The following is a 13,003-nucleotide window of genomic DNA, read 5'->3' as shown; positions in this document are numbered from 1 at the left end:
GGTCATTACCGCCGAAAGGCGGACGCAACGACCTCGTGGATCGCAGGCACTTGGAGTCGTCGGCAGATCCACCACAGAGCGGAGGACTCAGAGCATGGCCGGCGCGATGCGCAAGATGGCGGTCTACCTCGGCCTCGTGGAGGACGATGGGTACGACGGCCGGGGGTTCGACCCCGACGACGACTTCGAACCCGAACTGGACCCGGAGCCCGAGCGGGACCATCGGCGCCACGAACCGGCGCACCAGTCGCACGGTTCACATCAGCCCCAAAGGGACGAAGAGGTACGAGTCGTGCCACCGCCCGCACAGCGCGAGCCGGTGTCCCGTTCCGCTTCGCTCGCGGCGGAATCGGGTCGTCCGGCGCGCATCGCGCCCGTGGCGTCCATCACACAAGAACGCGCAAGCCTGGAAAAGAGCGCACCGGTCATCATGCCCAAGGTCGTGTCCGAACGAGAGCCCTACCGGATCACCACACTTCACCCCCGGACCTACAACGAGGCCCGTACCATCGGGGAACACTTCCGTGAGGGCACGCCGGTGATCATGAATCTGACTGAGATGGATGACACAGATGCGAAGCGACTTGTCGACTTTGCCGCCGGTTTGGTGTTTGGTCTTCACGGCAGTATCGAGCGGGTGACGCAGAAGGTGTTCCTGCTGTCTCCTGCTAACGTCGATGTCACGGCGGAGGACAAGGCCCGTATCGCAGAGGGCGGGTTCTTCAACCAGAGCTGAGACGCACAACCGGTACAGGGCAAGAACCCGGGCCCGAGGGAGGGTCTGAGAGATGGTTCAGGGGAGAGGGAAGCACAGGCATGAGCGTGGTCCTGGATGTCGTCTACATCGCGCTGATGTGTTTCCTCATCGTGCTCATCTTCCGGTTGGTCATGGACTACGTGTTCCAGTTCGCCCGCTCGTGGCAACCCGGCAAGGCGATGGTGGTCGTTCTGGAGGCCACCTACACTGTCACCGATCCACCGTTGAAGCTTCTGCGGCGGTTCATCCCGCCGCTGCGTCTCGGGGGCGTGGCGCTCGACCTGTCCTTCTTCGTACTGATGATCATCGTCTACATCCTGATCTGGATCGTGAACAACGTGATGAGCCAGCTGTGAGCGATGACTAGAGATACGGGCTTGCCGAATGCCGACGACAACGTTGAGGTGAAGAGATGCCGTTGACCCCCGAGGACGTGCGGAACAAGCAGTTCACGACCGTCCGCCTCCGAGAAGGCTATGACGAGGACGAGGTCGATGCCTTCCTCGACGAGGTCGAAGCCGAACTGACCCGCCTGCTCCGCGAGAACGAGGACCTGCGGGCCAAGCTGGCCGCGGCGACGCGCGCGGCCGCGCAGAACCAGCAGAACATGCGCAAGCCTCCGGAACCGCCGCAGGATCAGCAGGGGCAGCCACCCCACCAGCAGGGCCAGCCGCCGCACCAGCAGGGGCACCCGCCGCAGCAGGGCGGTATGCCGCAGCAGGGCATGCGAGGTCCCGGCGCTCCGGTGCCCGCCGGCATATCGGGCCCGCCGCAGCAGCAGATGGGTGGCCCCATGGGTGGTCCGCCCCAGCTGCCGAGCGGTGCCCCGCAGCTGCCCGCCGGTCCCGGCGGACAGGGCGGTCCGCAGGGACCCGGCCCGATGGGGCAGGGTCCGGGGCCGATGGGCCAGGGCCCGGGTCCGATGCAGGGCCAGATGGGTCCCGGTCCGATGGGCGGCCCCATGGGCGGCCCGCAGGGTCCCGGCGGCCCCGGTGGACCTGGTGGTCCCGGTGGGCCTGGTGGTCCCGGCATGCCCGGTCAGGGCGGCCCCGGCGGCGACAGCGCCGCCCGTGTCCTCTCGCTGGCCCAGCAGACCGCCGACCAGGCGATCGCCGAGGCCCGTTCCGAGGCCAACAAGATCGTCGGCGAGGCGCGTTCGCGTGCCGAGGGTCTGGAGCGGGACGCCCGTGCCAAGGCGGACGCCCTGGAGCGGGACGCGCAGGAGAAGCACCGCGTCGCGATGGGCTCGCTGGAGTCGGCCCGCGCCACGCTGGAGCGCAAGGTCGAGGACCTGCGCGGCTTCGAGCGCGAGTACCGCACGCGGCTGAAGTCCTACCTGGAGTCCCAGCTGCGCCAGTTGGAGACCCAGGCGGACGACTCGCTCGCTCCGCCGCGCACGCCCGCGACGGCCTCCCTGCCGCCGTCCCCGGCGCCCTCGATGGCTCCGGCCGGCGCGAGTGCCCCGTCCTACGGCGGCAACCAGTCGATGGGCGGCGCTCCGAGCCAGTCCGGTCCGTCCTACGGCGGGCAGCAGCAGATGCAGCCCGCGATGACCCAGCCGATGGCACCGGTGCGGCCGCAGGGGCCGTCGCCGATGGGGCAGGCGCCTTCGCCGATGCGCGGGTTCCTGATCGACGAGGACGACAACTGACGAACGGTAGTACGGCGTAGGAGCCGGCAGCGTTCAGGGCGGGCCCCGGGTTTCTGACCCGGGGCCCGCCCTTGTGCTGTGCGAGGTGCCTCCTCCCAGGCCCTGCAGGGCCGTTCAGGGCCGTTCAGGAACTGATGGGGGGGATGTGCGGCTGCGTGCGGCCACGGCGGAGGGCCCGCATCCCCCGGAGGAGTGCGGGCCCTCGTTGTCTTCCTTCGGCGCTGTCCTCCGGCTACTGCTTGCGCAGCCGGAACACCAGGGACAGCCCCTCGTCCGTGAACGGGGCGCCGTACGTGTCGTCCGCCTCGCCCTGGGCGAAGTCCGTCGCCAGGACCTCGTCGGCGATCAGGCCCGCATGGTCGGTCAGGGCCGCGATCGTCGCCGGGTCCGTGGCCGTCCAGCGCAGGGCGATCCGGTCGGCGACGTCGAGGCCGCTGTTCTTGCGGGCCTCCTGGATCAGACGGATCGCGTCCCGGGCGAGGCCCGCGCGGCGCAGCTCCTCAGTGAGCTCCAGGTCCAGCGCCACCGTCGCGCCCGAGTCGGAGGCGACCGACCAGCCCTCACGGGGCGTCTCGGTGATGATCACCTCGTCGGGGGTGAGGCCGATGGTCTCGCCGTCGACCTCCACCGACGCCGTGCCCTCGCGCAGGGCGAGGGACAGCGCGGCGGCGTCCGCGGCCGAGACGGCCTTCGCCACGTCCTGCACCCGCTTGCCGAACCGCTTGCCCAGAGCCCGGAAGTTGGCCTTCGCGGTCGTGTCGACCAGGCTGCCGCCGACCTCGCTCAGGGAGGCGAGGGACTCGACGTTCAGCTCCTCCGTGATCTGCGTGTGCAGCTCGGGGGAGAGCGTCTCGAAGCCCGCCACCGCGATCAGCGCACGGCTGAGCGGCTGCCGGGTCTTGACGCCCGACTCCGCGCGCGTCGCGCGGCCCAGCTCCACCAGGCGGCGGACCAGCGCCATCTGGCGTGACAGTTCCGGGTCGATCGCCGACAGGTCGGCCTCCGGCCACGACGACAGGTGCACCGACTCCGGGGCGCCCGGGGTGACCGGCACGACCAGGTCCTGCCAGACCCGCTCGGTGATGAACGGGGTGAGCGGCGCCATCAGCCTGGTGACCGTCTCGACGACCTCGTGCAGGGTGCGCAGCGCCGCCTTGTCGCCCTGCCAGAAGCGGCGGCGCGAGCGGCGCACGTACCAGTTGGAGAGGTCGTCGACGAACGCCGACAGCAGCTTGCCGGCCCGCTGGGTGTCGTACGCGTCCAGCGACTGCGTGACCTGGTCGGTGAGCGCGTGCAGCTCGGAGAGCAGCCAGCGGTCCAGGACCGGGCGGTCGGCCGGGGCCGGGTCCGCCCCGCTCGGGGCCCAGCCCGTGGTGCGGGCGTACAACGCCTGGAAGGCGACCGTGTTCCAGTAGGTGAGGAGCGTCTTGCGGACGACCTCCTGGATGGTGCCGTGGCCGACCCGGCGCGCCGCCCAGGGGGAGCCGCCGGCCGCCATGAACCAGCGCACCGCGTCGGCGCCGTGCTGGTCCATCAGCGGGATCGGCTGCAGGATGTTGCCCAGGTGCTTGGACATCTTGCGGCCGTCCTCGGCGAGGATGTGGCCGAGGCAGACGACGTTCTCGTAGGACGACTTGTCGAAGACCAGGGTGCCGATCGCCATCAGCGTGTAGAACCAGCCGCGGGTCTGGTCGATGGCCTCGGAGATGAACTGCGCCGGGTAGCGGCTCTCGAACAGCTCCTTGTTCTTGTACGGGTAGCCCCATTGGGCGAACGGCATCGAACCCGAGTCGTACCAGGCGTCGATGACCTCCGGGACGCGCACCGCTTCGAGGGAGCAGCCCTCGTGGGTGCAGGTGAGGGTCACGTCGTCGATGTACGGGCGGTGCGGGTCCAGGGCCGACTGGTCGGTGCCGGACAGCTCGGTCAGCTCCGCGCGGGAGCCGACGACCGTGAGGTGGTCCTCCGCGCAGCGCCAGATCGGCAGCGGGGTGCCCCAGTAGCGGTTGCGGGACAGCGCCCAGTCGATGTTGTTGTTCAGCCAGTCGCCGTACCGGCCGTGCTTGACCGCCTCCGGGTACCAGTTGGTCTTCTCGTTCTCCGCCAGGAGGCGGTCCTTGATGGCCGTGGTGCGGATGTACCAGGACGGCTGCGCGTAGTAGAGCAGGGCCGTGTGGCAGCGCCAGCAGTGCGGGTAGCTGTGCTCGTACGGGATGTGCTTGAACAGCAGGCCGCGGGCGTCCAGGTCCTCGGTGAGCTGCTCGTCGGCCTTCTTGAAGAAGACCCCTCCGACGAGGGGGAGGTCCTCCTCGAAGGTGCCGTCCGGGCGGACCGGGTTGACCACGGGCAGGCCGTAGGCGCGGCAGACCCTGAGGTCGTCCTCGCCGAAGGCGGGGGACTGGTGGACGAGGCCGGTGCCGTCCTCGGTGGTGACGTAGTCGGCGTTCACCACGTAGTGGGCCGGCTCGGGGAAGTCCACCAGCTCGAAGGGGCGCCGGTACGTCCAGCGCTCCATCTCGGCGCCCGTGAAGGACTGGCCGGTGGTCTCCCAGCCCTCGCCGAGCGCCTTGGCGGCCAGGGGCTCCGCGACGACCAGCTTCTCCTCGCCGTTCGTGGCGACGACGTAGGTGACGTCGGGGTGCGCGGCGACCGCGGTGTTGGAGACCAGGGTCCACGGGGTCGTCGTCCAGACGACCAGCGCGGCCTCGCCGGCCAGCGGTCCCGAGGTCAGCGGGAAGCGGACGTAGACGGACGGGTCGACGACCGTCTCGTAGCCCTGGGCCAGCTCATGGTCGGACAGGCCGGTGCCGCAGCGGGGGCACCAGGGGGCGACCCGGTGGTCCTGGACCAGCAGGCCCTTGTTGAAGATCTCCTTCAGTGACCACCAGACGGATTCGATGTACTCCGGGTCCATCGTGCGGTACGGGTCCTGGAGGTCGGCCCAGTAGCCCATGCGGGTCGTGAGCTCTTCGAAGGCGTCCGTGTGGCGGGTCACCGACTCCCGGCACTTCGCGTTGAACTCCGCGATGCCGTACGCCTCGATGTCCTGCTTGCCGGAGAAGCCCAGCTCCTTCTCGACCGCCAGCTCGACGGGCAGGCCGTGGCAGTCCCAGCCGGCCTTGCGGCCCACGTGGTAGCCGCGCATGGTGCGGAAGCGGGGGAAGACGTCCTTGAAGACGCGCGCCTCGATGTGGTGGGCGCCCGGCATGCCGTTGGCGGTCGGCGGACCCTCGTAGAACACCCACTCGGGGCGGCCCTCGGACTGCTCCAGGGTCTTGGCGAAGATCTTCTGCTCGCGCCAGAAGTCGAGCACCGCGTGTTCGAGCGCGGGCAGGTCGACCTGGGCGGGCACCTGGCGGTACTGCGGCTGCGTATTCAACGAGCTTCCTCCGGCGGACGTGCTGCCTTCCGTCGGAGGGACGAGAGCCGTGCTCCCGCGGTACCACCCTCCTTGGCCCCCGGTGCGTCGTGTGCTCCGGTGAGCCCCCTCATTGGGGTCGCGAGCCGGTTCTACTCGCCGCGGCGTCCTGCCACGGCTTTCTTCCGGCGGCTCCGGGGTGATCTTCACGTCGCGCTCGCCCCCGGGCTCACACCGTCCCCGGGTCGCTCTGGGCTGCTGACGCCGCTACTCGTCCCCATCCACGCCGTTCGCTCCGCCCAGTGTACGGCGCCGCACGGACGGCGGCCGACCGAGTTTCGGTGCCCGGCGGGGAGCGCGGGCACCGTACTGCCCCGGCGTGCCCGGAGGTGACCCGAATGCCGCCGTCCGCTTCCGGCTCCGGGGTGGTCTCGCCGGGGGCCGTCCCGGCGGATTACCCGGCGGGGAGCTGGGCACAACGCATGCATGCTCACCGCGTGGCGCACGGTGGGCGCGCGAAGCGGGCGGCGTGCCCCGTTGCCGCGGGGCCCGAGTCGATTTATCGTCCCAGCACGATTCGCGCGCAAGATCACAATATGTGAAGGGGCCGCGGCCATGGTGGCGGAGAAGAAGACGACGGCCGCGGAGCAGGGCGCCGCCGAGGAGAACAGCACGCAGCAGGGCCCGGCGAAGAGGACCGCGGCGAAGAAGGCGACGACGGCGAAGACGACGAAGACGGCGGCGAAGAAGACGGCGGCGAAGAAGACCGCGGCGAAGAAGACGGCGGCCAGGAAGACCGCGGCGAAGAAGAGCCCGGCGGGCGAGGGCACCGCGAAGAAGACCGCGGCCGGGAAGAGCGCGGCAGGCAAGAGCACGGCGAGCAAGAGCACGGCCAAGAAGGCGGGCGCGGCCGAGGCCGCGGAGCAGACGGGAGCCACGACGGTGGTTGCGAAGAAGACTCCTGGCACGGCCACGGCGGCCAAGACCGCCGTTCCCAAGGCCCGCGGCGCCGCTGCGGACCCCGGCGACCTCGCGGTACGCCCCGGCGAGGACCCCTGGACCCCGCAGGAGGTCGAGGAGGCGCGCGGCGAGCTGCAGTCCGAGGCCGACCGGCTGCGCACCGAGATCGACTCCTCCGAGCGCTCGCTGCAGGGCATGATGCGGGACTCCGGCGACGGCGCGGGCGACGACGAGGCGGACACCGGCAGCAAGAACATCACGCGCGAGCACGAACTGGCACTGGCCGCCACCGCGCGCGAGGTCCTCACCCAGACCGAACGCGCCCTGGAACGCCTGGACGCGGGTACCTACGGCCTGTGCGAGAACTGCGGCAAGCCGATCGGCAAGGCCCGGATGCAGGCCTTCCCGCGGGCCACCCTGTGCGTCGAGTGCAAGCAGAAGCAGGAGCGGCGGTACTGAGCCGGGCGCCGGACCGGTACTGAGCAGCAGCCGGGACGCGGGGCGTGCCGTACCCTCGTGCTCAGTCAAGGACCTAGGCTGAGGGACTCACGTGGCAGAGGCGGAGCGCATCATCGGTACTCCGGACACCCCGGACGCGACGGGGGACGGGCGGGAGCAGCCCGACGCGGAGCAGGAGCGGGAGCAGGCTCCGGAGCGCCCCCGGGGCAGGCGCCGGGTCGCCGTACTGTTCGCGGTCGCCGTCTTCGCGTACCTCCTCGACCTGGTCAGCAAGATGATCGTGGTCGCCAAGCTGGAGCACCACGAGCCGATCGAGATCATCGGCGACTGGCTGAGGTTCGCCGCGATCCGCAACGCGGGTGCGGCCTTCGGCATCGGCGAGGCCTTCACGATCATCTTCACGGTGATCGCGGCGTCCGTGATCGTCGTGATCGCCCGCCTCGCGCGCAAGCTCTACAGCGTGCCGTGGGCGATCGCGCTCGGCCTGCTGCTCGGCGGCGCCCTCGGCAACCTCACCGACCGGATCTTCCGCGCGCCCGGCGTCTTCGAGGGCGCGGTCGTGGACTTCATCGCGCCCAAGCACTTCGCCGTCTTCAACCTCGCCGACTCGGCGATCGTCTGCGGCGGCATCCTGATCGTGCTCCTCTCCTTCCGGGGTCTGGACCCCGACGGGACCGTCCACAAGGACTGAGCCCGCGCGGGACGACCGGGCGCGGGCCGGCGGGACGGGGCCGACCGGACGGGCCGACCGGACGGGCGTACGGACCCGCCCGGGCCGTCCGGCATACTCGACGGGTGAGCACGATTCCCGAGATCCGCACCCTGCCCGTGCCCGACGGCCTGGAGGGCGAGCGCGTCGACGCCGCCATCTCCCGCATGTTCGGCTTCTCCCGCACCAAGGCCGCCGAGCTGGCGGCGGCGGGGAAGGTGCAGGTCGACGGGTCGGTGGTCGGCAAGTCCGAGCGGGTCCACGGCGGCGCCTGGCTCGAGGTCGAGATGCCCGGGGCGCCCGCGCCCGTGCAGGTGGTCGCCGAGCCCGTCGAGGGCATGGAGATCGTGCACGACGACGACGACGTGGTCGTGGTCGTCAAGCCGGTCGGCGTCGCCGCGCACCCGTCCCCGGGCTGGACCGGCCCGACCGTCATCGGCGGACTGGCCGCCGCCGGGTACCGCGTCTCCACGTCCGGTGCCGCCGAGCGGCAGGGCATCGTGCACCGCCTCGACGTCGGCACCTCGGGTCTGATGGCGGTGGCCAAGTCCGAGCGGGCGTACACCTCGCTCAAGCGCCAGTTCAAGGAGCGCACGGTCGACAAGCGCTACCACACGCTCGTGCAGGGCCACCCCGACCCGACCAGCGGCACCATCGACGCCCCCATCGGCCGCCACCCGCAGCACGACTACAAGTGGGCCGTCACCGCCGAGGGCAAGCCCTCCGTCACGCACTACGACCTCATCGAGGCCTTCCGCGCCGCCTCCCTGCTCGACGTGAAGCTGGAGACCGGCCGCACCCACCAGATCCGCGTCCACATGGCCGCCCACCGCCACCCCTGCGTCGGCGACCTGACCTACGGCGCCGACCCCACGCTCGCCAAGCGGCTGCGCCTGACCCGCCAGTGGCTGCACGCCGTGCGGCTCGGCTTCGAGCACCCCGGCGACGGCCAGTGGGTCGAGTACGCCAGCGACTACCCCGAGGACCTCCAGCGCGCCCTCGACCTGGTCCGCGAGGAGACGTACGGATGAGCGCCCCGCGGTCCGCCCCCGGCTACGAGGTGCGCGTCGCCGAGGACCCCGCCGACCGGGAGGCCTGCTTCGCGGTGCGCAAGGAGGTCTTCGTCGCCGAGCAGCAGGTCCCCGAGGACATCGAGTACGACGCCCACGACGCCGGCGCCGTGCACGTCCTCGCGGTCCGGGAGGACGGCGTGCCGCTCGGCACCGGCCGGCTGCTGCACGGCGCGGCCGCCGCCGAGAGGAACGGCGACGGCGATCCGGACGTCGGCTCGCTCGGCCGGCTCGCGGTGACCGCGGCGGCCCGGGGCCTCGGCGTCGGGGCCGCGCTGGTGCGGGCCGTGGAGGACGCCGCACGCGCGCGGGGGCTCACCGCGGTGGATCTGCACGCGCAGACCCACGCCCTGGGTTTTTACCGGCGTTTGGGGTACGTGGCCTACGGACCCGAGTTCCCGGACGCCGGGATTCCGCACCGTGCGATGCGGCGAGCCCTGTAGCCGGGGCGCCGAACGGGCCGGTGGGACCGGTGGCGTGGCAGGCTTGGGGCCCGCCCTGACGTAACGCCGAGAGCCCACCGGAGCGGTGACTGTGGATCAGCTGGCCCTGTTGTTCATCTTGTTGCTCGGGGCCCTGCTGAGCGTTCCGGTCGGTGCGCGGCTGGGGCTGCCGGCACCGGTGCTGATGACCCTCCTCGGGATCGTCCTGGCCCTGCTCGAGTTCGTCCCCAACGTCGACATCCCGCCCGAGCTGATCCTGCCCGCGCTGCTGCCGCCGCTGCTCTACGCGGCCGTGCGGCGCACGTCCTGGCGGCAGTTCGCGGCCAACAAACGCCCGATCTTCCTGCTGGCGGTCGCGCTGGTCTTCGTCACCATGACCTGCGTCGCCACCGTCGCCCACGCCGTCGTCCCCGGGCTGCCCGTCGCCGCCGCCTTCGCGCTGGGCGCGCTGGTGGCGCCGCCCGACCCGGTCGCCGCGACCGCCGTCGCCGGGCAGTTGGGCCTCCCGCGCCGGCTGGTGTCGATCCTGGAGGGCGAGGGGCTGTTCAACGACGTGACGGCCATCGTCCTCTACCACGTGGCCATCGCGGCCGCGGTCGGCGGTTCCTTCTCGGCCTGGGAGGCCGGGCTCGACCTGGTGCTCTCGGCCGTCGTCGCCGTCCTGGTCGGGCTCGTCCTGGGCTGGGGATCCAACAAGCTGATGAGTGTCCTCGGCGACCCGACACTGCAGATCGGCCTGACCCTGCTGGTGCCCTTCGTCAGCTACGTCGCCGCCGACGAACTGCACGGATCCGGGGTGCTCGCCGTACTCACCACCGCGATGTTCCTCGCCGAGTACGCCTCCGACGCCGACGACGTGATGACGCGGCTCGGCGGCCACACCGTGTGGGACGTGGTGGACACGCTGGTAACCGGGGTCGCCTTCGGCCTGATCGGGCTGGAGCTGCACAACGCCGTCCGCACCGCCTCCGGCCGCTGGACGGAGCTGCTGGGCTGGGCCGCCGCGATCACCGCCGTGGTCATCCTGGTCCGGCTGCTGTGGCTGCTGCCCGCCACCTGGCTGACCCAGCGGCTGCACGCCCGGCGCGACCAGGACGAGGACATCCCGACGACCTGGCGGGAGACCGTGGTCATGTGGTGGGCCGGCATGCGGGGCGTGGCCTCGGTCGCGCTGGCCCTCGCGATCCCGCTGGAGACGGACAGCGGGGCGCCGTTCCCCCACCGGGAGGAGATCGTCTTCGTCGCGTTCGGCGTGATCATGGTCACGCTGCTGCTCCAGGGCCTGACGCTGCCCTGGCTGGTGGGCAGGCTCGGCGTCCGGGCGGACACCGAGCGGGAGCAGGAGTACGAGCGGGACCTGGCCGTACGGGCGGCCAGGGCGGCGAAGCGGCGCCTGAAGGAGATCGAGGAGGTCGAGGAGCTGCCGGAGGAGCTGTCCGAGCAGATGCTGCGGCGCGCCTACGACATCGGCGTGCGCATCAGCCCCGACCTCGGGGACGAGGAGCGCAGGGAGGCGCTGGAGCAGCGCGCCCGGCGGGTCAGGCGCGTCCGGCGCATCCAGGGCGAGATGCTGAGCGCCGCCCGCCACGAGATCCTGGCCGCCCGCAGCGAGGCCGGGGCCGACCCGGAGATCGTGGACCGGGTCCTGCGCCACCTGGACGTCCGCAGCCTGCGCTGAGCCGCCCCTCGACGCGCCGTCCGGCGTGCCCCGTCCGACGCCCCGCCCGCTGCTTCGCCCCGGCCGCTCACAGGCTCTTCGTCGGGCGGCCCGGGAAACGGCGGGGCTCCCCGTCGGGGGAGCGGCGGGCGGCGGGGAAGCCGTCGCGCGCGGGGCGCGGGACCGCGTCGGCGGTGTTGACCCGCGGCAGTGCGTACGGGTGCGCGTCGGCGAGAAAGCGGATCATCCCCTCGCGGACCGTCACCCGCACCGTCCAGATGTCGTCCGCGTCCTTCGCCGTCACCAGCGCCCGCACCTCCATGGTGTTCGGCGTGGTGTCCGTGACGGTCAGGTTGCAGGCCCGCCCGTCCCAGGCCGGGCACTCGCGCAGCAGGTCCCGCAGCCGCTCCCGCATCGCATCGAGGGGCGCCGAGTGGTCCAGGTGCCAGAAGACGGTCCCGGTCATCTGCGGGGTGCCGCGCGACCAGTTCTCGAACGGCTTGGAGGTGAAGTACGACACCGGCATCGTGATCCGGCGCTCGTCCCAGGTGCGCACCGTCAGGTACGTCAGCGTGATCTCCTCGACGGTGCCCCACTCCCCGTCCACCACGACCGTGTCGCCCATCCGCACCATGTCCCCGAAGGCGATCTGGAACCCGGCGAACAGGTTGCCCAGCGTGGACTGGGCGGCCACACCGGCGACGATGCCGATGATGCCGGCCGAGGCCAGCAGCGAGGCGCCCGCGGCACGCATCGCAGGGAACGTCAGCAGCATCGACGACACGGCGACCACGCCAACCACCGCCGAGACCACCCGCATGATCAGCGACACCTGGGTCCGCACGCGCCGCACCCGGGCCGGATCGCGCTCCGCGTGGGCGTGCGCGTACCGGGAGTAGGACGTCTCGACGACCGCCGCCGCGATCCGGATCACCAGCCAGGCCGCCGAGCCGATCAGCACCAGCGTCAGGGTCCGGCCGACCCCCGTCCGGTGGTCCGGGAACACCTCGGCCTCGACGTAGGACCCTCTCAGCAGCGCCGCGCACAGCACGATCTGGTACGGCACGCGGGCCCGCCGCAGCAGGCCCCACAGCGGTGTCTCGGGGTGGCGCCCGTCGGCCTTGCGCAGCAGCAGGTCGGTGGCCCAGCCGATGACCAGGGTCAGCAGGACTGAACCGCCGACCACGATCAGCGGGCGGAGTATCGTCTCCATGCCCTCGAACGTAACCGGACGCGCGGCGCGGCGAACCTGTGAGATGCGTCCCGCCCGGGCGTCGCCGGGGCGGGAGGGCCCGTGCGCTCGCCGCCCGGCGCGTTGTCACACCCGGCTGGCACGATGGCCCCATGAACATCGTGCTCTTTCACTCGACCCTCGGCCCGAGGCCCGCGGTGCGGCAGGCCGCCGACCGGCTGCGCGGCGCCGGACACCAGGTGTGGATCCCGGACCTCTTCGAGGGGCGGACCTTCGACAGCGTCGAGGAGGGCATGGAGTACCAGGACGGGATCGGCCGGGAGGAGCTGCTGAAGCGGGCCGTGCTGGCCGCCGCCCCCTACTCGGAGCGGGGCCTGGTGTACGCCGGGTTCTCGCTCGGCGCCTCCGTCGCGCAGACCCTCGCCCTCGGCGACCACCGGGCGCGCGGACTGCTGCTCCTGCACGGCACCTCGGACATCGCGCCCAACGCCGCGGTGGACGGGCTGCCGGTCCAGCTGCACGTGGCCGAGCCGGACCGCTTCGAGACGGACGACTGGCTGAGCGCCTGGTACCTCCAGATGGGCCGCATCGGCGCCGACGTCGAGGTGCACCGGTACGCGGGGGCCGGCCACCTCTACACCGACCCCGGCCTGCCCGAGGAGTACGACGCGGAGGCGGCCGAGGCCACCTGGCGGGTGGCGCTCGGCTTCCTCGACCAGCTCCAGGAGGAGCAGGCGCCCCGGTAGG

11 protein-coding genes are annotated in these 13,003 nt (G+C 71.7%); 9 read left to right on the top strand and 2 right to left on the bottom strand.

The features are described from left to right. The first annotated feature begins 94 nt into the window (after positions 1-94). From HZS56_RS23860 to divIVA, 3 genes are all read left to right on the top strand, one after another. A complete protein-coding gene (locus tag HZS56_RS23860; protein ID WP_216722818.1) occupies positions 95-736 on the top strand; it encodes a cell division protein SepF in 642 nt (213 codons plus the stop codon). A gap of 80 nt (positions 737-816) precedes the next feature. Then, on the top strand, positions 817-1,113 hold the full coding sequence (locus HZS56_RS23855; protein WP_216722817.1) for a YggT family protein: 297 nt from the start codon (positions 817-819) through the stop codon (positions 1,111-1,113). A 56-nt stretch (positions 1,114-1,169) separates the two neighbouring features. Continuing rightward, the gene (divIVA, locus tag HZS56_RS23850; protein ID WP_216722816.1) at positions 1,170-2,408 is read left to right on the top strand and encodes an apical growth/hyphal branching protein DivIVA; all 1,239 of its coding nucleotides are present in this window, start codon (positions 1,170-1,172) and stop codon (positions 2,406-2,408) included. Between the two features lie 232 nt (positions 2,409-2,640). On the opposite strand, the gene ileS is transcribed toward divIVA, so the two are convergent. Beyond that, a complete protein-coding gene (ileS, locus tag HZS56_RS23845; protein WP_216722815.1) occupies positions 2,641-5,787 on the bottom strand; it encodes an isoleucine--tRNA ligase in 3,147 nt (1,048 codons plus the stop codon). 594 nt (positions 5,788-6,381) lie between these two features. On the opposite strand from ileS, the gene HZS56_RS23840 reads away from it, so the two are divergent. The 5 genes from HZS56_RS23840 (at position 6,382) to HZS56_RS23820 (ending at position 11,085) form a co-directional block, all read left to right on the top strand. Further along, positions 6,382-7,185 carry a TraR/DksA family transcriptional regulator gene (locus HZS56_RS23840; RefSeq protein ID WP_216722814.1) on the top strand — a complete coding sequence of 268 codons (804 nt, stop codon included), beginning with the start codon at positions 6,382-6,384 and terminating at the stop codon, positions 7,183-7,185. 91 nt (positions 7,186-7,276) lie between these two features. Continuing rightward, positions 7,277-7,876, top strand: coding sequence for a signal peptidase II (lspA, locus tag HZS56_RS23835; protein WP_216722813.1), 600 nt, complete (start codon positions 7,277-7,279; stop codon positions 7,874-7,876). 104 nt (positions 7,877-7,980) lie between these two features. Beyond that, entirely contained in the window at positions 7,981-8,925 is a 945-nt protein-coding gene (locus tag HZS56_RS23830; protein ID WP_216722812.1) for an RluA family pseudouridine synthase, read from the top strand. After that, the gene (locus HZS56_RS23825) at positions 8,922-9,407 is read left to right on the top strand and encodes a GNAT family N-acetyltransferase (RefSeq protein ID WP_216722811.1); all 486 of its coding nucleotides are present in this window, start codon (positions 8,922-8,924) and stop codon (positions 9,405-9,407) included. Before HZS56_RS23830 ends, HZS56_RS23825 begins: the two co-directional genes overlap by 4 nt. 91 nt (positions 9,408-9,498) lie before the next feature. Continuing rightward, positions 9,499-11,085 (top strand): Na+/H+ antiporter, encoded by a 1,587-nt coding sequence (locus HZS56_RS23820; protein WP_216722829.1) that lies wholly within the window; start codon positions 9,499-9,501, stop codon positions 11,083-11,085. A 67-nt stretch (positions 11,086-11,152) separates the two neighbouring features. Here the strand turns inward: HZS56_RS23820 and HZS56_RS23815 are convergent, their stop codons facing one another. Beyond that, positions 11,153-12,277 carry a mechanosensitive ion channel family protein gene (locus tag HZS56_RS23815; protein ID WP_216722810.1) on the bottom strand — a complete coding sequence of 375 codons (1,125 nt, stop codon included), beginning with the start codon at positions 12,275-12,277 and terminating at the stop codon, positions 11,153-11,155. A gap of 38 nt (positions 12,278-12,315) precedes the next feature. On the opposite strand from HZS56_RS23815, the gene HZS56_RS23810 reads away from it, so the two are divergent. Then, positions 12,316-13,002, top strand: a complete 687-nt coding sequence (locus HZS56_RS23810; protein WP_308408143.1) for a dienelactone hydrolase family protein — start codon at positions 12,316-12,318, stop codon at positions 13,000-13,002. Position 13,003: the final 1 nt, after the last annotated feature.

Source organism: Streptomyces mayonensis, assembly GCF_018982965.1.
GTDB lineage: Bacteria > Actinomycetota > Actinomycetes > Streptomycetales > Streptomycetaceae > Streptomyces > Streptomyces mayonensis.
The sequence above is the reverse complement of the archived record's forward strand: the minus strand, read 5'-3'. Positions and strand labels throughout refer to the sequence as shown.